The 20,875-nt window shown below is 64.0% G+C and carries 19 protein-coding genes; 4 read left to right on the forward strand and 15 right to left on the reverse strand.

What is annotated here, in order from left to right; all coding sequences use genetic code 11:
• Positions 1–57: 57 nt before the first annotated feature.
• Positions 58–627 carry a hypothetical protein gene (locus ABIB51_RS19950; RefSeq protein ID WP_354191093.1) on the reverse strand — a complete coding sequence of 190 codons (570 nt, stop codon included), beginning with the start codon at positions 625–627 and terminating at the stop codon, positions 58–60.
• 513 nt (positions 628–1,140) lie between these two features.
• Between ABIB51_RS19950 and ABIB51_RS19955 the strand changes: the two genes are divergently transcribed.
• Positions 1,141–1,908 carry a hypothetical protein gene (locus ABIB51_RS19955; RefSeq protein ID WP_354191094.1) on the forward strand — a complete coding sequence of 256 codons (768 nt, stop codon included), beginning with the start codon at positions 1,141–1,143 and terminating at the stop codon, positions 1,906–1,908.
• Positions 1,909–2,024: 116 nt separating this feature from the next.
• Here the strand turns inward: ABIB51_RS19955 and ABIB51_RS19960 are convergent, their stop codons facing one another.
• Positions 2,025–2,771 carry a haloacid dehalogenase type II gene (locus ABIB51_RS19960; RefSeq protein WP_354191095.1) on the reverse strand — a complete coding sequence of 249 codons (747 nt, stop codon included), beginning with the start codon at positions 2,769–2,771 and terminating at the stop codon, positions 2,025–2,027.
• A 45-nt stretch (positions 2,772–2,816) separates the two neighbouring features.
• Between ABIB51_RS19960 and ABIB51_RS19965 the strand changes: the two genes are divergently transcribed.
• Complete coding sequence (locus ABIB51_RS19965; protein ID WP_354191096.1) at positions 2,817–3,437, forward strand: flavin reductase family protein; 621 nt, start codon at positions 2,817–2,819, stop codon at positions 3,435–3,437.
• A gap of 252 nt (positions 3,438–3,689) precedes the next feature.
• On the opposite strand, the gene ABIB51_RS19970 is transcribed toward ABIB51_RS19965, so the two are convergent.
• The 5 genes from ABIB51_RS19970 to ABIB51_RS19990 all read right to left on the reverse strand — a co-directional run bounded on the left by ABIB51_RS19970 (position 3,690) and on the right by ABIB51_RS19990 (position 8,279).
• Entirely contained in the window at positions 3,690–4,598 is a 909-nt protein-coding gene (locus ABIB51_RS19970; RefSeq protein ID WP_354191098.1) for an NAD(P)-binding domain-containing protein, read from the reverse strand.
• Positions 4,599–4,692: 94 nt separating this feature from the next.
• Positions 4,693–4,908, reverse strand: coding sequence for an NAD(P)-binding protein (locus ABIB51_RS19975; protein ID WP_354191099.1), 216 nt, complete (start codon positions 4,906–4,908; stop codon positions 4,693–4,695).
• A gap of 46 nt (positions 4,909–4,954) precedes the next feature.
• The gene (locus ABIB51_RS19980; RefSeq protein ID WP_354191100.1) at positions 4,955–5,341 is read right to left on the reverse strand and encodes a TfoX/Sxy family protein; all 387 of its coding nucleotides are present in this window, start codon (positions 5,339–5,341) and stop codon (positions 4,955–4,957) included.
• 221 nt (positions 5,342–5,562) lie between these two features.
• A complete protein-coding gene (locus ABIB51_RS19985; RefSeq protein WP_354191101.1) occupies positions 5,563–6,978 on the reverse strand; it encodes a ferredoxin reductase in 1,416 nt (471 codons plus the stop codon).
• Positions 6,975–8,279 carry an aromatic ring-hydroxylating oxygenase subunit alpha gene (locus ABIB51_RS19990; protein ID WP_354191102.1) on the reverse strand — a complete coding sequence of 435 codons (1,305 nt, stop codon included), beginning with the start codon at positions 8,277–8,279 and terminating at the stop codon, positions 6,975–6,977. The genes ABIB51_RS19985 and ABIB51_RS19990 overlap by 4 nt, the downstream gene beginning before the upstream one ends.
• Before the next feature lie 160 nt (positions 8,280–8,439).
• Here ABIB51_RS19990 and ABIB51_RS19995 point away from each other — a divergent pair, with 160 nt between their 5' ends.
• Positions 8,440–9,372, forward strand: a complete 933-nt coding sequence (locus ABIB51_RS19995; RefSeq protein ID WP_354191103.1) for a LysR family transcriptional regulator — start codon at positions 8,440–8,442, stop codon at positions 9,370–9,372.
• Between the two features lie 223 nt (positions 9,373–9,595).
• Here the strand turns inward: ABIB51_RS19995 and ABIB51_RS20000 are convergent, their stop codons facing one another.
• The 5 genes from ABIB51_RS20000 to ABIB51_RS20020 all read right to left on the reverse strand — a co-directional run bounded on the left by ABIB51_RS20000 (position 9,596) and on the right by ABIB51_RS20020 (position 15,708).
• Positions 9,596–11,647 (reverse strand): BCCT family transporter, encoded by a 2,052-nt coding sequence (locus tag ABIB51_RS20000; protein WP_354191104.1) that lies wholly within the window; start codon positions 11,645–11,647, stop codon positions 9,596–9,598.
• Positions 11,648–11,657: 10 nt separating this feature from the next.
• Complete coding sequence (locus ABIB51_RS20005; RefSeq protein ID WP_354191105.1) at positions 11,658–11,804, reverse strand: Rieske (2Fe-2S) protein; 147 nt, start codon at positions 11,802–11,804, stop codon at positions 11,658–11,660.
• A 95-nt stretch (positions 11,805–11,899) separates the two neighbouring features.
• On the reverse strand, positions 11,900–12,487 hold the full coding sequence (folE, locus tag ABIB51_RS20010; protein WP_354191106.1) for a GTP cyclohydrolase I FolE: 588 nt from the start codon (positions 12,485–12,487) through the stop codon (positions 11,900–11,902).
• Positions 12,488–12,495: 8 nt separating this feature from the next.
• Positions 12,496–14,823 (reverse strand): FdhF/YdeP family oxidoreductase, encoded by a 2,328-nt coding sequence (locus ABIB51_RS20015; RefSeq protein ID WP_354191107.1) that lies wholly within the window; start codon positions 14,821–14,823, stop codon positions 12,496–12,498.
• A gap of 12 nt (positions 14,824–14,835) precedes the next feature.
• Entirely contained in the window at positions 14,836–15,708 is an 873-nt protein-coding gene (locus tag ABIB51_RS20020; protein WP_354191108.1) for a methylenetetrahydrofolate reductase, read from the reverse strand.
• 178 nt (positions 15,709–15,886) lie between these two features.
• On the opposite strand from ABIB51_RS20020, the gene ABIB51_RS20025 reads away from it, so the two are divergent.
• Positions 15,887–16,582 (forward strand): GntR family transcriptional regulator, encoded by a 696-nt coding sequence (locus ABIB51_RS20025; RefSeq protein WP_354191109.1) that lies wholly within the window; start codon positions 15,887–15,889, stop codon positions 16,580–16,582.
• A 151-nt stretch (positions 16,583–16,733) separates the two neighbouring features.
• On the opposite strand, the gene ABIB51_RS20030 is transcribed toward ABIB51_RS20025, so the two are convergent.
• The 3 genes from ABIB51_RS20030 to ABIB51_RS20040 form a co-directional block, all read right to left on the reverse strand.
• Positions 16,734–17,609 carry a bifunctional 5,10-methylenetetrahydrofolate dehydrogenase/5,10-methenyltetrahydrofolate cyclohydrolase gene (locus ABIB51_RS20030; protein WP_354191110.1) on the reverse strand — a complete coding sequence of 292 codons (876 nt, stop codon included), beginning with the start codon at positions 17,607–17,609 and terminating at the stop codon, positions 16,734–16,736.
• Positions 17,606–18,232, reverse strand: a complete 627-nt coding sequence (locus ABIB51_RS20035) for a cyclodeaminase/cyclohydrolase family protein (protein ID WP_354191111.1) — start codon at positions 18,230–18,232, stop codon at positions 17,606–17,608. The genes ABIB51_RS20030 and ABIB51_RS20035 overlap by 4 nt, the downstream gene beginning before the upstream one ends.
• 97 nt (positions 18,233–18,329) lie before the next feature.
• Positions 18,330–20,822, reverse strand: coding sequence for a GcvT family protein (locus ABIB51_RS20040; RefSeq protein WP_354191112.1), 2,493 nt, complete (start codon positions 20,820–20,822; stop codon positions 18,330–18,332).
• Positions 20,823–20,875: the final 53 nt, after the last annotated feature.

Below are 20,875 nucleotides of genomic sequence, written 5' to 3' on the forward strand. Positions count from 1 at the left end.
GAACTCGGCGGGGAAAGGCTTGGGCATGTGAACATCCTTGCTGCAAGGAACGAATCCTCACAAGTCAGGAGTCAAGCAAACCCGGGGCAGTCCCGAGCTCTGCCCGCGGGAAGTTGAGGCCATGGCGTCGTCCTTGCGGGGATCGCCTGAAGATCCACCTGCGACGGTTGGGGCCAAAGGGTCCGGCACGTCCTCATAGTCGTACAGCTGCCCCGCCCCGATGACCATAAGGGCGATGCCCATAACGGCTTCAATGCCCAGAATGATGAAGCCGGGCCACCACACCAGACCTAGCAGGGTTAATCCGTATGCCAAGCCGCCAACGACCAATCCGACAAAAACGAGGGCGGCGACGCTACCACCATTGAGCTTTCGCGCCCCCTTCTTCATCAATGCTCTGGCGTACTTAGCAGACTCGAACTCAAGCAGGGATTGGATGGGCTTTTGAGCTTCAGGCGGGAGGGACTCGTGCAGCTTTGCGTGGAGCTTCATCGACCGCACAGCGGCAGGGTCCTGCGGGCCCTGCCGGCTTGTCAAAAGGGGAATAATCACTCCACCGACCAGCGGGACCAAGATTGCGCTGACCAGAGGTGCCAATTGCGTGAGGGTCTTGATGATTTCATCCACCAGAAAATCCTACGGTCTCGCCGCGTAACAACCGACGGCACATATGGGAGCTGGCGGTTTCGACGCTGAAGTGGCCGCCCGCTCTGGCGATCCGAGTGGGCTCCGTGCTCAGCTGCACTGGTGCGGCGATCCGCTGGGCGTAGTCCCGGAACAGGTCAATAACGGCGTCGCGGGGACGGAAGGCATTCGGCCCGGGACCGTCGTACGTCAGCCCGGACAACGTGAATGAGAAGTCGGTCGTGTTTAGGTAGAACGAGTCCCACCGGTCCTGCCGCGCCCACCCAGAGCATCCCGTCGCTCAAGCACCCGGCGCTCCACCCGGTGCCCGGTGAGCCAGTAGCTGGTGACCAGCCCCGCCTGTCCGGCCTCGACTCGCATGAAGGGCCTCGCGGCCGAATCGGCGGGGAAGGTCCGGTTCCCTCAAAGTGCGGGACACTGGAAGTCCCGACCACGAAAGCGGGCCACCTTGATCAGTCTCCAGCACGATGCCAACGGCTTCACCCGGCTGGCTCCATGGGACTGAGCCAGGCCGACGGCGCCGGGCATCTCGATCCGCTGCTGTATCCGTGGGATCCGCCTGTGGCCTCGGGTGTCATGGACGGCGATGACTTCCGGTCCCTTGAGCTTTCAGCCGGACTGGATGAAGCTCTCGCGCAAGCCGGCGCGGCTCCGCTGGAGGCCCGTTCCTTGGTGGTCTCCATCGGCTCGAATTCGAGCGCCGACGTGATGCGGCGGAAATTCGCCAACTACCACCAGCCTGTCAGCGCGGTCCTGCCGCTGGTCCGGGGGCACCTCCACAACATCGCCGTTGGCCACTCCGCCCACGTGAGCAAGGCCGGCTACATCGCCGCCGCCCCGTATCCGCTGATGGGAGAGTGCACGGCGGTCTGGCTTTCGTGGCTGGACGATGTCCAACTGATGGCCCTCGACGAAACGGAGCCAAACTACCGGCGGATCCGGCTCGACGGCGAAGCCTGCCCGCTCGTGGCGGACCACGGGGAACGTCCGGAGGAGTTTTCGCTGTTTACCTCGCGCTGGGGCGCGCTGACCGATGGCGACGGCCGGAAGCTTCCCTTCGTCGACCAGCCTGCCCTCTTCGGGCTCCTCGCCGGCAGCGGCACCGGGGACCTCCTGGAGGAGGGGAAGTCCGTGTTCGACGGGTCGCCGCAGCTTGTCGCCGAGCACCTCGCGACACCCGCGGTCCAGGCATGGGCCAGGGAATGGTTCAGCTCGGCCGGCCTCGCCGCGCCCGTGAACTTCGACGGGCCTGGCGCGGGGTAGCCGCCTCTCTGGTATGCCGCCTTCACCGGGCGGTGATGTTCCCGGCGATGTGTTGCGCAATGTACTCGGCATCGCGGCCCACGGTCCAGATCACGAAGCCATATGCGGCATGCAGCTCAGGCCCCGACCTCGTGAGCCAGTTCGGTGATGCTCGATGCCGAGAGGTCCCAATCGCTCTCCGGCGACAGATCCGCAACCTGGCCCGGGCCGTACTCGGTGGGGCGGGCGACGAACGCCGTCGCCAGTCCAGCCTCCCGGGCAGCACGCAAGTCGTTGTTGTGGGCGGCCACGAGCATCACTGCACCGGGCCTGAGGTCCAGGAACTCCGCAGTCCGAAGGTAGGCCGTGGGCAACGGCTTGTAGGTGCGCGTCATGTCCGAGCCGATGATCACGTCCCACGGAAGGCCGGCGTTTCTGGCCATGTCCAATAACAGCGAGGTGTTGCCATTGGAGAGGGGGCCCACGATGTAGCCACGGCGGACGGCGGCCAGGCCCCCCAAGCTGTCCGGCCACGGGGGCAGACGGTGCCAAGATCTGTTCAACTCTTCCAGGGTTCTTGCGTCCAGCCGGTCCGGATAGAAACCGTGGTGGCGGAGCACCTGGTCCAGGTTTTCGCGGTGGAGTGTGTCCAGGGTGGCGAATTCGCGGGATCCGGAGCGGATGGCCTCCATTGCCGGCTGGTAGAGGGCGCGCCAGTCATCGGCGAACGCCTCGGCGTCGAGATCCTGCCCATGCGTCGCGGCGAAGGCGGCCGCCTGCCGGGCGACGCCGGTGCGCCAGTCCACCACCGTGCCGAAGGTGTCGAAGAGGACGGCGCGCACCCCGCACCCGGTTGACGGTGAACGGTATGGCTGGATCGTCATATCCTGTTTCCTCCGCCATATTTCCCTGACCGTTAGTCTGGCAGTATGCGCACTGATTTCGATCCCGCAACCACGTCCACCGGTGATTTCTACCGGCTGCTCACCGCCGTGGTGGTGCCACGGCCCATCGCTTGGGTTTCGAGTGTCTCGCCGGAGGGCGTCGACAACCTGGCCCCGCACTCGTTCTTCACCGTGGCGTCCACGAATCCTCCCATCGTGCAGTTCACCTCGGTGGGGGAGAAGGATTCGCTCCGCAACATCACCGAGTCCAGAGAATTTGTGGTGAACCTCGCCCCGGCCGCGCTCCTGGAGGAGGTCAACGCTACCGGCACCAATTTTCCGCCCGATGTCAGTGAGTTTGACGCCGCCGGCCTCACCCGGGAGCCGAGCCTCACCGTGGGAGCGCCCCGGGTTAAGGAAACGCTGGCGGTGCTCGAATGCCGTCTTCGCTCGGTCCTGCCGATGGGTGATTCCATCCTGGTTTTCGGCGAAGTGACGCACGCTGCCGTGAGTGACTCGGTTCTGGACGGCAGCCACCCTCGGATTGACCTGCTGGAGCCGCTGTCCCGGCTGGGCCTGGACGAGTGGGGCACGCTGGGCACCGTCCAGGACCTCAAACGGATCCGGCTCAAGGACTGGCCGGGGCCTTTCCGCCCAAAGGCCTGAATCCGGTTGAAGGCAGCAGCGCCCGGAAGAACTCCGCTCGTCCTTAGGCTGCGCGCTCGCCATCAGCAGGGCGCCGCTGGTGCACATTGGGCACGTCAACCACGGAGGAGCAGACGGCGATGGCCGTCACTACCCCGATGGGTGTGGGCAACGGATCCATAGCGATGGTGCGACCGTGTACGCGGCCGGCACGTCGGCGTCGGCCTCGTATTGCGCGTGCCGCTGCCGGTAGCTGGCCAGGATGCAGCCCGCTCACCGCGTTGCGATGTGCGCCGCCACGAACTCGGCATCGTCGCCCACCACTGACAGCGTGGCCGACAGGTGTTTGGTGAGCCAGGGGTTGCCCACGGCGTAGAGACCCGGAACGTCGGTGACACCACGACTGTGGCGCGGATAGTTCCACTGGTCGAGCACCGGGATGTCGAGGAAGCCAAAGTCCAGGCCGTACCCGGTGCACCAAATGATGGAGGTGACGCCGTCGGCGCCGAGGTCAAGGTGGGCTCCGGATTGCGTGGGCAGCCAGTCATCTGCCGCCGTAGGTTCCGCGGGAGGTGCCTCGATGCCTGCGGCGTGAATGTAGGCGTCGGCCATCCGCCCCAGCCGCGCACCGAACCCCGCCTCCACCAGGGCGAGGCGTGCGGGGAGGTCGTCGCTGAAGCCGAGTACGCCGTCGTCCGTTCCCTCAAACCGGCCGTGCAGCCGGACGCCCCGGCGGCCGAGGTCCCGCAGGTGGATGCCGTGGCCGCCGCCGTTGCCGGAGATCAGCGGGTTGCACATAAAGCGCGCGGCGGGGGAGGGGAGCTGTTCCGCCTGGAGGCCGTTGATGCCGTGCTCGGGGCCGTGGAGGTTGACCTGCAGGATCCAGTGGAAAACGTCCTGGCCTCGGTACCGCCGCGGGGCCTCGGGGCAGGCCGAGACGGAGAGGTGGACCTCCCTGTCGGCGTCGAGCAGGTCCTCGGTGATCTGACCGCCGGACTGCCCGGTGCCCACCACCAGCACGGCGCCCTCCGGAAGCTGCTGCGGGTTGCGGTAGTCGTGGCTGTGCAGCTGCCGGATGTGCCCTGGCAGCGCGGCGGCAGCCGGCAGGACGCGCGGGAGCTGAAAGGCGCCGTTCGCGAGGACCACGTTCCGTGCCCGCCAGCCGCCGTGGTTAGTATCCATGCGAAGCCGCCGTTTGCCGCGTTGACCCGGGTCACCTCCGTGCCGAGCAGGACCGGCGCATTTATCCTCGCGGCGTAGTTCCGGAAGAGCCCGATCACCTCGTCCCGGGGAGGAAGGCGTCCGGCTCGGGGCCGTCGTAGGTCAGTTCCGGCAGCAGGAACGAGCAGTTCGGGGTGTTCAGGTAAAACGAGTCCCACCGGTCCTGCCAGGCGCCGCCAAGTTCCGGCCGCCGCTCCAGCAGTTGATGTTCGACGCCGTGCCGGCTCAGCCAGTAGCTGGTGGCCAGGCCGGCCTGCCCCGCGCCGATCACCAGGGTGTCGACCTCGTGGACCGGGCCTACGCGGGGGAGGGCATGGCTACTTCTTCGCGGCCTTCGCCTTCGGAACCTTGGGAGCCTTGGGCGGGAGTCCGGCCACATGCTCGAACGCCCTCTCCACCCAAGCCCGCGCCCGCGCTTTGTCGCCGTCGCCCTCGGCGTTCCAGATTTCCGGCAACCCGGTGTACCCGCCCATGGGGCGCTCGGCGGGCCCGAATGGAACTGTCCGCTCCGTGCTTTCGAGCAGTTCCTTGTCCGCCTCGGACAGCTTCACGCCGATGGTGGGGCCGAACAGGCCGGCGAACATGTTGCCGTTCACGAAGGCGCCGAGGTTCCCGAACATCGGCTTGATGACCACCTCGGGATGGTCGGGGAGCACCGAGCGGAAGTGGTCCTTGTCGGCGTCGGACGCTTTGGGCATTTCCATGGGGTACCTCGGTATTGCTGGTCAGGGTCGGGTCTTCCTGCAGGATATGCCCGCCGCCGGACACAGTACAGGCCGTCACCCTAAGGTGCCTTGACCGGCCGCCGCCTGGCGATGGACGGGGGCCGGCATCCTGAACGCGCCTGCCCCTCGAGCCGGTGGTGCGCTATTCTCGCCGTGAAAACAATCCCTGATGCTGTCCGGCCTGGAGCAGCTGGAAGCGGCTAGGCATCGATCACCAGATCGGTCCGCGCGGTGGAGCAGCAGGGCAGGAACTTGCCTGCATCGATTTCCCGTGCCCGGATCCCGCCCTGATGGTTCATCTCGACCTCCCCGGAAAGCTTGACGACCTTGCAGGAGCCGCACATGCCTTCCTTGCAGTTCGCGCCGATCCTGACGCCTGCACGCTGGGCCACCCCGAGGATGTGTTCGGCGGGGTCGATGCGCACTTTGATGCCGGTGCGCATGAAGGACAGGGTGAGGGGTCCCGTTCCGACCGTGTCGAAGCTCGAGGCATCGGGTGACCCGGCCTCCGGCCCCCCGTCCGGACTGGCGTCGGGGGCTTCGGGACAGGGCGCGTCCGGGTCGCCGGTTTCCAGCGGCAGCCCCGTGGCCCTCAGGGTCCCCTCGGCGTCGTAGCCGGGTTCGTAGAGCCCGAACGCGGTGGGCTGGCTTTCGTAGTAGTCCTCGGCGGAATCGGCGATTTCCTCGGCGATTTCCTCCGCAATGTCCACTGCCAGCGCGAGCTCCGCCTGGTATTCAAGGATCGTCTGGCGGTCTCCCGAGAAGAATTCCATGTGGATGGAGGTGCCGTCGACGCCGACCTTCTCGAGGAGCTCGGTGGCGGTGTTCAGGTAACCCTCGGGGCCGCAGGCATAGACCTGGCGGCCGTTGGCATCGGGGGCCACCTCGTCGAGCATGGCCGCCGTCAGCCTTCCGGTGAGACCTTCCCACCCCTCGGGTTTGCTGCGGTCGCCCAGGGAGTAGAAGACCTTGACGCGCGAGTCCACGGAGGCGATGTAGGCCAACTCCTGGTGGAAGGCAAAGCCTCCGGCTTCCGCTCCGTGGTACAGCACCACGACATCGGCCTGTCCGGGCAGGGAGTGGATGGTCCGCAACATCGACATGATGGGGGTGATGCCTGCGCCGGCGGCCAGCAAGAGGTACCGTGCCCGCCGGTCGGCGTCGGGCAGGTGGAATGCCCCGACCGGTCCGAGCATCTCGAGGACGGTGCCGGGTTTGACGTTCTCGTGCACCCATGGTGAGACCAGTCCCGTGGGGTCGCATTTGACGGTGATGTCGAAGGTCCACGGCTTGGTGGGGGAGCTGGACAGCGAGTAGCTGCGGTCCACCGCGTCCTGGTCCTCGCCGTTCACGGGAAAGGCGACGTTCACGTACTGGCCCGGACGGAACGCCAGGGGCGCACCGTCGGAGCGGCGGAACACGAAGGTCATCATGCCGCCCACCTCGGGAACGGTCTCGACACATTCGGCCATGAACTCCTGCGGATGCCAGGGACCCAACGCGCGGGCGGCACCGGCGGGTCCCTCGGTGCTGCCCATCACCCTGTTCCACGGCATCTCAAGACCGCGAATGCGCTGTGGTTCCTGAATTGCCGTGACGGTGCGGAGTTCAATCATGCCAAGTGCTCCTGCACGCGCTGCACATACCAGTTGATGAACGCCTCGACCTGGTATTCGCTCTTCATGTACGGGCCGGGCTCGTAGGCGGGGCTGCTGGCGCCCTTCTGGCACAGCTCCACGAACGCCTTGTCCTGCAGATTGGTCTGCTTCCAAGTGTGGGTGAGTTTCTCCAGGTCGTAGTCGACGCCTTCCTCGGCGTCGTCAGCCACCAGCCAGGTGGTGCGTACCAGTGTCTGGTGTTCGTTCACGGGGAAGACGGCGAACGTGATGACGTGGTCCCCGAGGAAATGGAACCAGCTGTTGGGCTGCAGGTGCATCGAGCAGCGGCCAAGGCGGAAGTCCCGCAAGTCGCCGAGCAGCTTCTTGGAGAGCCTGTGCCCATCGGGCGAGAACGATTCGCCGTCACCGTCCAGCGAGTCTCGTGAGATGCGGATTCCCGCTACGCGGGTGTCGAGCTCCTCGATGACCTCATAGGGAAGGCCATAGCGGCGGCAACGGTCCTCGAGCGAGGACTGTGCTTCCTTGTTGCGGTCCCATACCTCCTCGAGATGGGGCGGGATCAGGCCCTCCGTCAGGCCCCAGGTGGGAAAGAGGGAACAGGCGAGTTCCGGGTGGCCGTCGCAGTGGTAGCACTCACGGTTGTTCTCCATGACGAGCTTCCAGTTGCCCTCCTCGATGATGTTCTGCTGGTAGGCGATTTTCGTCTTCGACAGATCGTGGGGCGCAAGGTAAGGCTCGAAGATCTTTCCGGTTTCGTCGAAATCCGTCGGCGGTTCGTCCGCAATGCAGACGAAGATGAGTCCCGCGAACACGCGGCTGTGGGCACGCTTGAGACCGAAGCAGCCCTTGTCGAACTTCGTTTCCCCCGGTGCCGAGGCATGGATCAAATCGCCGTTGGGGGAGTAGGTCCAGGAGTGATAGCCGCATACCAGGTTCCCCGTTGTCCCCGCGGCTTCGGTCAGGACCCGGGCGCCGCGGTGGCGGCACACGTTGTGCAGGACGTTCACGCCGCCGTCGTCGTTGCGCAGCACGATCAGGGAGTAGGGCCCGTAGTCGACGGTGACGTAGTCGCCCGGCTCCGGGAGCTCGGCGATGCTGGCGGCAAAGATCCAGTGCTGGCCAAAAATGGCCTGCATGTCGATGTTGAAAATCGTCGGATCGGTGTAGAAGGGGGCATCGAGGGAAAATCCCACCCGCCGGAAATCGAACAACTCGGTGATTTCCGCCAGCTGCTCGGCAGGCACCGATGAAGCGAGTTTTCCGCGTGAATTGAGGGGCGCGGTCACTGGAGCAGACATGTGTTTCCTCCCGGGAGGGCTGGGTAAGTGTGCGATTCGTGGGGACCACGGGTTGGTGGGGGCAACCGGCGTGGTCGAAAACCTTCTAGTCATGAGATTAGGGACGATCGATCTGCAACAAAAGCGCAACATTTAGGAGATAACAGTGCACAATAAGTGCATGATCGATCCACGGCTCATAACACTTCGGGTGTTTGCCCGGTGCGGCACCGTTGGCGCAACCGCGGAGCTCATGGGCTATTCTCCCTCCGCCGTCTCCGCGCAATTGCGGGAGCTGCAGCGCGTGCTGGGAATGCAGCTGCTGACGAAGGACGGCCGGGGTGTGCGGCTGACCGCCACGGGCCGCTTTCTCGTGGCGGGCTCCGACACCGTCATTGCGGAATGGGAGAGCCTGCGCGCCGCGGCCATGGAGGCCGGCGACCAGGTGCAGTCCCGTTTTGGCCTCGGCGGATTCTCCACGGCAGCCGCCCAGTTGCTCGCGCCGCTGGCCGCCACCCTGCGCTCAACACGCCCCCTGCTGGAGGTGCAGGTACTCGAGGCCAACCCGGCTCGCTGCTTCGACTTGTTGGTTGCCGAGCGAATCGACCTCGCGGTCATCGTCGCCATGCAGTCCGACACCTATGCTGAGGACGATCCGCGCTTCGAGCAGACCGTTCTGCTCGACGATCCCCTGGACGTGATCATTCCCTCCGACCATCCGTTGGCATCGCGGGAAACGGTGACGCTCGAAGAGCTGGCGTCGGAACCCTGGATCACCGAGGCCGCCGGCTCCACCTACCATTCCCTATTCACCGCGGCGTTCACGGCAGTCGGGGTGACACCGCGGATTGCCCATGAGGCCGTTGAATGGGAAACCCAGATCGCCTTCGTTGGTGCGGGGCTGGGCGTGGGCCTGCTGCCGCGACTGGCGCCCCTGCGTAGTGCCGAAAACGTGGTTCGACTGCGCATTACTGGCAAGGGGAAGCCCGCGCGCCGCATTGTCGCAGCGGTGCGCAGGGGCAGCATCGCATCGCCCCTGATCCAGGAGTCGCTCGGCATCCTGCAGGTCAGCGCCAATCGGATCCTCACCGCCCGACCCGAAGACGATCTCTGAAATAACATGGCTGAGCCGCGTGTAGAAGCTGGCTTTGCGGACGTGGTCCGTTGCGCGTCCCTGCCGGACCAGTTCCGTCATTACGGCTCCAAGGGACTGACTATCATGCGATCCTGCAGTCCGGGCCCCGGGGTGGATTGTTATTGCTATGCGTGTGCCCCGGCGGCACGGGCTGGAACCAGCCGCGTGCCGCCGGGGCGGGGTTGCTACTTAAGGTGCTCTGCTATTTACGGTCCGGCTCGGGGTGCTGGGACTCGACGGTCGGGATGGTCCCCGTGGGAGTCCCTCCCAGACAGTCCGAGTCGGGGCACTTTTCGGCGCAGTCGTGCTTTGTTACGAGGTCGAACTGAACGCCGCCGTGTTGTTCCACGCCGGTCCGTATGGCCCGCTCCACTACGGATGTGGCCAGGCGACGCCGCAAGGAGAGGGGATCGCGACGCAGGTCCTTGGTGAGGGCGAAGCAGAGCAACATCATGACGATGACGAACGGCAGCGCTGCCACGATGGTGATTCTTTGCAGGCCAGCCAAGGCTTCTGAAGGTTCATCGCCGCCGGCCAGCAACATGACCGCCGCCACGGCGCCGGTGAGGCAGCCCCAGAAGATGACCACTCCGCGGCGGGGGTGCTCGGCGCCATTGGAGCTGAGCGATCCCATCACGATTGAGGCAGCGTCGGCGCCAGTGATAAAGAAGATAGCGACCAGAACCATGGCCAGCACGATAACGCCAGTGGTAGCCCAGTCAGGCATGCTCAGGTTCTTGATCAGGTCGAAGAGTGCTCCGTCGAAGTTGACGGACGGTGTCCCGTTGACCATGGTGACCAGGCCGGGGGTGTTGGCCTTGTCGGCTTCCTGCTGGACCTGGAAGGCGGCGCCTCCGAAGACGGCAAACCAGATCACACTGACGACGCTGGGCACCAGCAGCACACCGGTGACGAACTGGCGGATGGTGCGGCCACGGCTGATGCGGGCGATGAAGAGCCCTACGAACGGGGTCCACGAGATCCACCAGGCCCAGTAGAAGATAGTCCAGCTGCTCATCCAGCTACGCAGTGACTCATCACCAACCGCTTCAGTCCGGGACGACATCTCGGCCAGGTCGCGGGCGTAGTCGCCGACCGCGGAGGGGATCAAGTTAAGGATGAAAAGGGTGGGGCCGGCGACGAAAACGATCAGTGCAAGGACGACGGCCAGGACCATGTTGATGTTGGAGAGCCACTGGATGCCGCGGCTGATCCCAGAGACGGCCGAAGCGACGAAGCATAAGGTCAGGACGGCAACGATCGCTACGAGCACGGGGGTGCCGATTTCGCCGAACCAACCGTTGGAGGTCATACCGCTGCCAATCTGCAGGGCGCCCAGGCCCAACGATGCAGCGGTACCAAACAAGGTGGCGAAAATGGCCAGGATATTGATGAACTTCCCGATTGGCCCTTCGACCGTCCTGACGCCGAAGAGCGACGTGAAGGCGACAGAGATCAGTTGCCTCCGACCCAAGCGGTAGGTCCCGTAGGCCATTGCGATGCCGACAACTGCATACATGGCCCAGGGGTGAAGAGTCCAATGGAAGATCGAGGTGGCCATGGCCGTCTGGATGGCTTCGGGGGTCCGTCCGTTCACAGTGCCGGGCGGGGGAGAGACGTAGTGGTAGAGCGGTTCGGCCACGCCGTAGAACATCAGCCCGATGCCCATGCCGGCGGCGAACATCATCGCGACCCAGGAGACAGTACGGAATTCGGGCTTTTCGCCGTCCTTGCCCAGCGGGATGTTGCCGAACTTGCCCAGGGCCAGCCACAGGACGAAGATCACGAAGAGCGATGCCATGAGCATGAAAAGCCATCCGGTGTACTCCATGACCCAATTGAGGGCACCCGTGGAAGTGTCGGACAGGCTGTCGCGTCCCACGAAGCCCCAGATAACAAAGGCAATGGCGATGACGCCTGTGATCCCGAACGTGATCTTGTCGAGGGTGAGCTTGTGATTCCGGCGATCCGCAACTGCTTGCTCGGTCTTGGCATGGCGCAGCTCTTCGAGGATTTGCTCGTACTCTTCGACGTCCGGCAAGGTGGCTGCGCCTCCTTCCTCCGGATCGAGGACAGCGGGGTTTGTGTCGACTTCGCCCGAGACACTTATAGCTACTGTGTTACTCCCCGCATTTTCAGGTTCTTCGTTACGCGGAGCCCCTGCCAACCCGTTGTCGGCAGGCAACTCTTCGGGTGTATGGGACTTTAGGTCACTATTAAAAGCCATGAGCGGGTCCTTAGCTCGGTGAGGCATGGGCCTGCGGTTAAACATGGCCCTCGGGGGTCAGTCCGGGCGGAAGGTTGGGGGCCTCGTCCGATTCGATGACCATGATGTTGCCGTCGACGATTTGCACTTCGTGGGTGCGTACCGGCAGGTTGGCCGGGGGTGCGGCATGGGTGATGTCAGGCATGACTCTCTCCCAAATTATACTGATATGTATTAATTATCAGTAAAGATATATCAGTTCCATCGTATGGTAAGACTGGGTGTGTGTCCAGAGATTTCTTAGCGGCCGTGGATCAGGCTGAGCGCCTCAGCCCGGGCCGCGGGCAGACGGAGCTCCCCGCGGACGGCTGAAGTGATGGTCTTGGCCCCGGGCTTGCGGACACCGCGCATCGACATGCAGAGGTGCTCGCACTCAACTACCACAATGGCCCCCAGGGGCCGCAGCGAGCTGACCAGCGCATCAACGACCTGGGTTGTCAGCCGTTCCTGGACCTGGGGCCTGCGTGCAAAGACATCGACGAGCCGGGCCAGCTTGCTCAGTCCCGTAACGAGACCCTCAGCCGATGGGATGTAGCCAACGTGGGCTACGCCGTGGAACGGCACCAGGTGGTGCTCGCAGGTGGAGTAGAAAGGGATGTCCTTGACGATGACCATTTCTCCGTGCCCAAGGTCAAAGGTCTTATCCAGCACGGCCAGCGGGTCCTCATGAAGCCCGCCAAATATCTCCGCAGCCGCCCGGGCCACCCGCGCGGGCGTGTCCACGAGCCCTGGCCTGTCCGGGTCCTCTCCGATCGCAAGCAGATATTCACGGACGGCCTGCTCAACCCGCGGCCCGTCCACACCCTTGGACGCTGTTGCCGTCCTCATGTCGGCGCTCACGCTTCGGCCCGTTCCAGCCGCACGATGACGGACTTGGATGTCGGTGTACCGCTGGTGTCAGCTACCGAATCGAGCGGCACGAGCACGTTGGTCTCCGGGTAGTACGCTGCCGCACAGCCCTTCGGTGTCGAATACGAAATGATGCGGAAGTTGTCCGCCCGCCGCTCTGTCCCGCGGAACTCGGAAATCAAATGAACCATGTCACCGTCTCTAAAGCCCAGCTCAGCGATGTCAGCCTCGTTGACAAGAACCACCCGGCGCCCACCGTGGATACCGCGGTATCGGTCATCCTTGCCATAGATGGTGGTGTTGTACTGGTCATGTGAGCGCAGGGTCTGAAGGACCAGCCGCCCCTCGGGTACTTTGATGAATTCCAGCTCATTGCCGGTGAAGTGGGCCTTGCCCGACGCGGTGTCGAACTGTCTGGCGTCCCGCGGAGGGTGGGGGAGGACAAAGCCGCCAGGGTGCCGGATCCGCTCCTCGAAATTTTCGAAGCCGTCGATGACCGCCTCGATGTGCCTCCGGACCAGGGAGTAGTCGTCTTTCATCGAGAGCCAGGCAGCTTTAGGCGTGTTCGGCAGTGGGAAATTGTCACTGCCGGTGAAGAGCTTATGGGCGAGGTTGCACACTATGGCCACCTCTGAGTGGAGGTGCTCGCTGGCCGGCCTAATGCGTCCGCGGGACGCATGGACGGCGCTCATCGAGTCTTCCACCGTCACCCTCTGGTCCCCGGTGCGCTGCGCGTCCTTTTCGGTCCGACCCAGCGTCGGGAGGATCAGCGCGCGCCGGCCCGTGGACACGTGGGAATGGTTCAGCTTCGTGGAGATCTGTACCGTCAGGCCTGTGTTGGCCAAAGCCCGCTCCGTGACCTCGGAATCCGGGGCCGCCCGGACGAAGTTTCCACCCATTCCAACGAAGACGCGGACTTTGCCGTCCCGCATGGCACGAATCGCCGCAACGGTGTCGTAGCCGTGCTTGCGAGGGGAAACGAACTTGAACTCCTGGTCCAGCCTGTCGTGGAACGCCGCTGGCATCTTTTCGAAGATGCCCATGGTGCGGTCGCCCTGGACGTTCGAGTGGCCGCGGACGGGGCATACTCCAGCTCCGGGCTTACCGATGTTGCCTTGGAGAAGCAGCACGTTGACGACGTCCCGGAGCGTGGGAACTGAGTGTTTGTGCTGGGTTAGGCCCATGGCCCAGCAGACGATGGTGGCATTGGAGGCCAGCAGGCGTTCGCCCGTGGACTTGATCTGCTCCAGACTCAGGCCCGTGGCTTCGACTATTTCACGCCACTGGACCTTTTCGAGGTGCCGCAGATACTCGTTGATGCCCACGGTGTGGTTATTGATGAATTCGTGGTCCAGGACAGCAGCCAGTCCCGGCGTCTTCCTCCCCTGCGCCTCCGCCTCGAGGAGGTATTTGCCAAGCCCCTGGAAGAGGGCCTGATCCCCGCCGGCCCGGATCTGCAGGAAGTCGTCGGTCAGTTGCGTGCCCACGAGCGTTCCGGAGATCGTCTGTGGATTCTCGAACCGGAGGAGCCCGGCCTCGGGAAGTGGGTTGACGGAGATGATGACGGCGCCGTTCTTCTTCGCTTTTTCCAGGGCGCTAAGCATGCGCGGGTGGTTAGTACCTGGATTCTGCCCGGCAACGAAGATCAGCGCGGCTGTCTCCAGATCGGCGAGGCTGACCGAGCCCTTGCCGATGCCGATGGTTTCAACGAGGGCTGAACCCGTGGACTCGTGGCACATGTTGGAGCAATCGGGGAGATTATTCGTGCCCAGTCCGCGCACGAGGAGCTGGTAAAGGAAAGCGGCTTCATTCGAAGTCCGCCCGGAAGTGTAAAAAACTGCCTGGCCGGGATGGTCCATTTCTTTCATCTCCTGGGCGATCAGCTCATAGGCTGCGTCCCATTCGATGGGTGTGTAGTGCGTTGCGCCCGCGGCCAAAAACATCGGATGCGTCAGCCGGCCCTGCTGACCCAGCCAGTAGTCGTCCCGCGTTTTCAGGTCCTCGATGGAGTGTCTGGCGAAGAACTCTGGGGTGACGCGGCGGCGGGTGCCCTCCTCGGCCACTGCCTTCGCGCCGTTTTCGCAGAACTCGGCGGCGTTGCGCTTTTCGTGCTCGGGCCACGCGCAGCCCATGCAGTCGAACCCGTCGACCTGGTTGACTGCCAGCAGCGTTTGGACACTGCGCAGCGGACCCATCTGCTCGAGGGAGATTTTCAGCGAGTTCACCACCGCGGGGATTCCGACGGCCTTGGTCTTGGGTTTGGTGACGGTCAGCCTTGACTCGTCGATGTTATGTAACGGGGCTTTTGAAGCCATGTGATCTTCCCTTCAGATCCGGGCAGGAAACAGCGGGCCGGGCTTGCTTGGTGGCTTTGTGGGGGCCTCATGCAGCATCGGCAGGCTGTTTAGGAGGCCGGGCAAGCGGCCTAGGTCGTTGAAGGTGTAGACGTGGAAACCGGCAAAGAGGGGATCACCCGCCAGCTCCTGGTGAACTTCGCGAATCAGTCGGCCACTGTCGTAGTTCATCACGTCCCCTCGCTGCCAGAGGGCGCCTGCCATGCCTGAACTGCGGGCCAGCTTGAGCGAACGGCCAACACCGAGGCGTGCTCCCATGGACACCAGCTTTTTGACTGAGACCGGACCGGGCACCCCAACCCACACAGGGAGCTCGACGCCGTTCTTGCGGATCGTCCGAAGGTAGTTGCTGATCGCCTCGGCAGAAAAGCACATCTGGGTGACCAGCGATGACGCCACCGGCGCCTTGATCTCGAGGCTGCTCACGAGTTTGTCCTGGGCCAGGTGGGGGTGGCCTTCGGGGTAGCCGGCAATGCCTACTGAAAAGTCAGCCGAATACGCTTTGACAGCCTCCAGGAGCTGTCCGCTCCAGCAGTAGGGACCCGCGGGGGCGCGGCGGTCACCGGCAACGAGAAACAGCTCGGAGACTCCCGCCCCTTGCAACTCCAGCAGCAGGGAATGCAGTTGGGCCTCGCTGGTGATGCTGCGGGCGGCCAAATGGGGAACCGCGTGGTACCCCAGGCGCGCCAGGCGCGTGGAAGTTTCTACGGTGCGTTCAGGACCGTGGTGCGGAAGGCACGTCACACTTACGGGGCCCGGAGGATCAAATACCAGGGGGAGCGCCGTGAGCAGATCGGCTGAAGGAACAACTTCCAGCCGCACCCTTGCAACAGCTTCATTGCCCATTGCTCTCCATTCGTGGCGTACGGGTTGCAAAGCCCGTGCAGTCCGGGGCTTATCATTTCGAAGGCACTGTAGCCCTTGACATTCTTATTCTTACGTATTGATATATCAGTTGTTGGAATACTATGTACTGAGAGCCGGGGCGTCAAGGCTCGGACGCGCATCGGGAGGAGTCTTGGAAATGGCAAACGCTGGCGGATTACCAGTGGAGGCGGGGCGTTCCTCGGTGCCGCAGAGGCAGGATGACGAATCCTTTGCCGACTTCGCCTATAGGATCTTGTGCGATGAATTGATCGTTCTGGACATCAAGCCGGGGGAGCCTCTCAACGATGAGGTAATCTCCAGGCGTCTCGGTGTGGGCCGGACGCCAATCCGCGAAGCTATGAAGCGGCTTGAGAGCGACCATTTGGTGGTGGCCTATCCGCGGCGCGGAACGTTCGCCGCGGGCGTGGACATTAAAGATCTGGCTGAAATCTCCGAGATTCGCCACCTTCTGGAGCCTGCCGCAGCCGCGCGGGCTGCGCGGATGGCGTCGCCGCAGCTTCGGCAGGAGCTTAGGGACTTTGCGCGGGAAGTAGAGCAGCTGCTGCCAGGGATGCAGTCGCAGCAGGACCTCATGCGCCTGGACATGCGGGTACACCGGACGATCTATCGCGCCACAGGAAGCCGGCACCTCCAGGATGTCTTAATTCGTTACGACAATCTGGCAACACGGATTTGGAGCCTGGTGCTGGAAAAGCTCCCGCCGGTGTCCGAGCATATTGCCCAGCATATTGAGCTTCTCGAATGCATCGCGGCTGGGGACTCCGAAGCTGCTGCGCGGTTGACCGCCCAGCACGTCACCGATTTCGAGAAGCTCATCAGGGCTGTGCTGTAGACGGCAACCGGCCGCGGAGGCAGCGGCGCTTCAGGGTGCGAAGGGTCCAGGACTCGAGCGCGGAGACAAAGTCCCGCCCTTCAGGGGGTATCCGCGCCTTCGACGGCAACGACAACGGGTTCCAGAGGCTGGCAAGTGCGTCTACCGTGGATTACCCGGCAGCTTCCAGAGCTAGATCACGCGACTGTTTCCGCGCGGCCTCGGTTGTGTGCAGGAGAAGCAGTGATGTGGTGACGGAGCCCACGCCGCCGGGGACAGGGGTCAGCGCCGCGGCGACGCCGCGCACGCTGGCTGCGTCGACATCCCCCACGAGGGATCCGTCGGGAAGGACGTTGGTGCCGACGTCGATCACGGTGGCCGCTGAAGAAACGTGGTCGCCGATCAGCAGACCGGTGCGCCCGGCTGCGACGACCACGACGTCAGCGGTCTTGGTGTAGTGCTCCAGCGGACCTGACCTGGAGTGGCAGATAGTAACCGCAGCGTCGCGTTCCAGCAGCAGCAGGGACAGCGGCTTTCCGACGACGGCGGAACGGCCAATGACGACGACGTTCCGGCCAGCCAGTGGGATGTCAAAGTAGTCAAGGATCTCGATTACGGCGCGGGCAGTGGCAGGTGCGAACGCGGGCTGGCCGACAGCCAGCCGTCCCAGGCTTAACGGGTTCGCGCCATCTATGTCCTTCTCCGGGGCAATGTGCCCGACCAGCTCATCCGTCTGGACGCCGGGAGGCAGCGGCGTCTGGAGGATGATGCCATTCACTGAAAGATCGGCGCTGAGGTCCGTCAGGACGGCGGCCAGGGCCCGTCCGCTGGCGCCCTGGCCAAGGTCCACGACCCGGCAACTGATGCCGGCCTTCTCCGCGGCCCGTTCGATGGACCGGACATACCAATGCGTGGAGCCGTCGTCGGTGGCTACAACGACCGCGAGCGTGGGCCGGAGCCCGTCCGTTGCAAGGTCCTGCGCCTCATCATGGGCTCTCTGCTGGATGGTCTTTGCCAGTGTTTTGCCGGAGAGGAGTGCGGTGCTCAACCGAGGATCCTTCCGCGCACGCGCCCCACGAGGGAGTCCGCTGCCAAGATGACCTTTTCCTCAATGCCGTCGGTCTGGCCAGCCAGCCGTGAACGGGCCGCGGCGTCTTTGATGGCCACCACGTTAATGTCGATGTTGACCCGGGCGGTGGTGGCGGCTGCGCGGGCTGCGTCTGCGGCAGCAGCGATGTCGCTGATCACATTCGCGTTCGCGACCTCGAAAAGTTCCGTGGCAAGATCCACGACGGCGCCGGCTAGCTTGATGAGTTGTGCGGGGGTTTGCGCGGCCAGGATGAGGGCGCCCTGGATGGATTCCGTTCGTGCGGCCTTGAGGCCTTCCGTCCCGGTCGGAAGTTTGTACGAATCGATGACGCCCTGGAACGCATGTTGGTCAGCGTCAGCCAGTCCCAGCGCCTCGGCCACCAGTCCGTCCGCGGTGCTGATGATCCTGTGAACGAGTTCGGCGTGCTGGTCGTATTTCGGGCCGGTGGTGTACCTGCCAACCATGGCGACGAGTGCCGCCCCCTGGGCGGCGTGGATGGCTGCGACGGCGCCGCCGCCGGGGGTGGGCTCGCGTGAGGCAAGGCTGGCAAGGTAGCCATTGATTGTTTCTGAACTGATCATGTGTCTTCCTGAGTATGAGAGCCATGGAAGGCTGCGGCCCGGACTCTGGTTCGAGGGGATGGGTCCGGGCCGCTGCCTTGAATGGTCCGGCGGGGTGTTAGCCGCGGAGCCTGGTCATCGTGGGGTCGTACAGCGGATCTGCGGTGACCGTGGCCTGGATGCGCCGGCCGAAGTACTCGATCTCAACGGAGTCGCCCACGGAGACAGCGGCTGGGAGGTACGCGTAGGCGATCGGTTTGGCGACGGTGTAGCCGTAGGCGGCGCTGGTGACGTAGCCGACCGCCTGGTCCTTGTAAAAGACCGGTTCCTTGCCCAGGACGATGCTCCGGCCGTCGTCGACCGTCAGGCAGCGCAGGTGCCGTGCGGAGTTTTCCTCGGTACGGCCTTCCAACGCTTTCTTTCCGACGAAGGATTCCTTGGCCATCTTCACGGCGAATCCCAGTCCGGCTTCCAGGGGATCGTGCTCGGTGGTCATGTCTGTGCCCCAGGAGCGGTAACCCTTTTCAAGCCGCAGCGCGCCGAACGCTGCACGGCCTGCCGCGATGACACCGTGAGGCTGGCCGGCCTTCCACAGCGCATCCCAGAGGCGCTGCCCATTGTCTGCGCTTGTGTAGAGCTCCCAGCCCAGCTCGCCGACGTAGGACAGGCGCATGGCCGTGACGTTGACGCCGCCGATGACTACCTCCTTGGCGCGGAAGTAACGGAGACCGTCGTTGCTGAAATCGTCGCTGCTGACAGTGCTGATCAGGTCCCGGGCGAGGGGACCCCAGAGGCCAATGCAGCACGTGCCGCCCGTCGTGTCGCGCACCTGTACCCAGTCGCTGGCGCTCCCGCTTTCAGTCTGATGGCGGGCTGCCCTCTCAAAGTAGGCAGTGTCGATGTTTCCGTTGGCTCCAAGCTGGAAGGTGTCTTCGCTCAGCCGGGCCACGGTGATGTCGCTTCGGATGCCGCCGGCGTGGTCCAGCAGGAGGGTGTAGGTGACTGCGCCGGGCTTCTTTGCCATGTCCGCGGTGGTGAGTTCCTGCAGCAGCTTCAGTGCTCCCGGGCCGGAGACCTCGAGGCGCTTGAGCGGAGTCATGTCGTACATGGCCACCGCCGTGCGGGTCTTCCAAGCTTCAGCGGCGGCAATCGGCGAGCTGAACATCCCCGACCAGGCGTCGCGGGCTGGCGGCAGCCAGCTGTCCGGCATTTCCTTCAGCAGCTCCGCGTTAGCTTCGAACCAGTAGGGGCGTTCCCATCCGGCGCCCTCCAGGAAGAACCCGCCCAACTGCTTGTGGCGGGCGTGGAACGGACTCACGCGGAGGTTGCGGGGGGAGAGCTTGGACTGGAGTGGGTGGAGGACGTCGTAGATTTCCACGAAATTCTGCTGTGACGTTTCGCTGACGTATTCCGGGGTCAGCTGGACCTCTTCAAAGCGATGAATATCGCAATCACCCAGATCGATCTCCGACCTGCCGGTGGTCAGCAGTTCGGCAACGGCGCGGGCGATACCGGCAGAGTGGGTCACCCACACGGCTTCGGCGACGAAGAAGCCGTCCAACTCCCTGGACTCGCCCACCAGGGATCCGCCGTCGGGGGTGAAGGAGAAGATGCCGTTGAAGCCATCCTCTATGTCGCTTTCCCGCAGCGCGGGCAGCATTCGCTTGGTGGCTTCCCATGCCGGGAGGAAGTCCTCCAAGGTGAAGTCAAGCCGGGAGGGCATGTTGTGTTCGGTGATCGTGGCGGGCTCAAAGGTGCCGAGTTCGTCAAGGTCCACGGGCATGGGGCGGTGGGCGTAGGAACCGATGCCGTAGCGTTCGCCGTGCTCGCGGTAGTAAAGGTCCTGGTCCTGGTGCCGCAGAATGGGCAAGGAGGCCCCGTTGGGCAGAGCGTTCTTGCCCTTCAACGCCGGCACCGGAGTGGTCGTGACGTACTGGTGGGCCAGGGGCAGAAGAGGGACGGACATGCCGATCATTTCGCCGATCTTGGCCCCCCAGAAGCCTGCGCAGGAAACCACGATGTCCGCGGGGATAACACCGTCGGAGGTCTGGACGCCCGTGACGCGCCGGCCGGACTGTTCGATACCCGTGACCGTGGTGTTGCCCCGGTACTTGACGCCCGCGGCTTCCGTACGTTTGATCAGCAGCTGAACGGCGCGGGCGGCGTTGGCCAGGCCGTCGCTGGGGACATGGAGTCCACCCAGGATGTCTTCCTCGTTCAGGAGCGGGTAGAGCTCCTTGCACTCTTCACGCGAGAGCATCTTGCCGCTAATTCCATACGATGCTGCGTATCCGAGCTTCCGCTTCAGGTCAGCGAGACGGGTCTCGGTGGTGGCGACCTCGAGGCCGCCGACCTGGTTGAAGCAGTTGACGCCGTCCTCGGTCAAGGACAATAGCTTTTCCACCGTGTACTTGGCGAAGAGCGCCATGGATTTTGAGGGGTTCGTCTGGAAGACAAGGCCCGGGGCGTGGGACGTGGAGCCCCCGGGCATGTTCAGCGGCCCTTGGTCCAGGACGGTGATGTTGTTCCAACCCCGGGTGACCAGTTCATCGGCCAGGTTCGTGCCGACGATTCCGGCTCCGATAATGACAATGCTTGGCGTCGATGCCATGTGGTTTCTCCTGCTGATATTCGTGTGTTGTCTCTGCGGGTTTGGTGGCTTCT

Source organism: Arthrobacter sp. UYCu712, assembly GCF_040547005.1.
Lineage (GTDB): Bacteria > Actinomycetota > Actinomycetes > Actinomycetales > Micrococcaceae > Arthrobacter.

Bases quoted from the DNA above. Each gene is read 5' to 3' on its own strand.
- ABIB51_RS19955 (WP_354191094.1), top strand. From the start codon at position 1,141: ATGGGACTGAGCCAGGCCGACGGCGCCGGGCATCTCGATCCGCTGCTG.
- ABIB51_RS19960 (WP_354191095.1), bottom strand. From the start codon at position 2,771: ATGACGATCCAGCCATACCGTTCACCGTCAACCGGGTGCGGGGTGCGC.
- ABIB51_RS19965 (WP_354191096.1), top strand. From the start codon at position 2,817: ATGCGCACTGATTTCGATCCCGCAACCACGTCCACCGGTGATTTCTAC.
- ABIB51_RS19970 (WP_354191098.1), bottom strand. From the start codon at position 4,598: ATGGATACTAACCACGGCGGCTGGCGGGCACGGAACGTGGTCCTCGCG.
- ABIB51_RS19980 (WP_354191100.1), bottom strand. From the start codon at position 5,341: ATGGAAATGCCCAAAGCGTCCGACGCCGACAAGGACCACTTCCGCTCG.
- ABIB51_RS19985 (WP_354191101.1), bottom strand. From the start codon at position 6,978: ATGATTGAACTCCGCACCGTCACGGCAATTCAGGAACCACAGCGCATT.
- ABIB51_RS19990 (WP_354191102.1), bottom strand. From the start codon at position 8,279: ATGTCTGCTCCAGTGACCGCGCCCCTCAATTCACGCGGAAAACTCGCT.
- ABIB51_RS19995 (WP_354191103.1), top strand. From the start codon at position 8,440: ATGATCGATCCACGGCTCATAACACTTCGGGTGTTTGCCCGGTGCGGC.
- ABIB51_RS20000 (WP_354191104.1), bottom strand. From the start codon at position 11,647: ATGCCTCACCGAGCTAAGGACCCGCTCATGGCTTTTAATAGTGACCTA.
- ABIB51_RS20005 (WP_354191105.1), bottom strand. From the start codon at position 11,804: ATGCCTGACATCACCCATGCCGCACCCCCGGCCAACCTGCCGGTACGC.
- folE (WP_354191106.1), bottom strand. From the start codon at position 12,487: ATGAGGACGGCAACAGCGTCCAAGGGTGTGGACGGGCCGCGGGTTGAG.
- ABIB51_RS20015 (WP_354191107.1), bottom strand. From the start codon at position 14,823: ATGGCTTCAAAAGCCCCGTTACATAACATCGACGAGTCAAGGCTGACC.
- ABIB51_RS20020 (WP_354191108.1), bottom strand. From the start codon at position 15,708: ATGGGCAATGAAGCTGTTGCAAGGGTGCGGCTGGAAGTTGTTCCTTCA.
- ABIB51_RS20025 (WP_354191109.1), top strand. From the start codon at position 15,887: ATGGCAAACGCTGGCGGATTACCAGTGGAGGCGGGGCGTTCCTCGGTG.
- ABIB51_RS20035 (WP_354191111.1), bottom strand. From the start codon at position 18,232: ATGATCAGTTCAGAAACAATCAATGGCTACCTTGCCAGCCTTGCCTCA.
- ABIB51_RS20040 (WP_354191112.1), bottom strand. From the start codon at position 20,822: ATGGCATCGACGCCAAGCATTGTCATTATCGGAGCCGGAATCGTCGGC.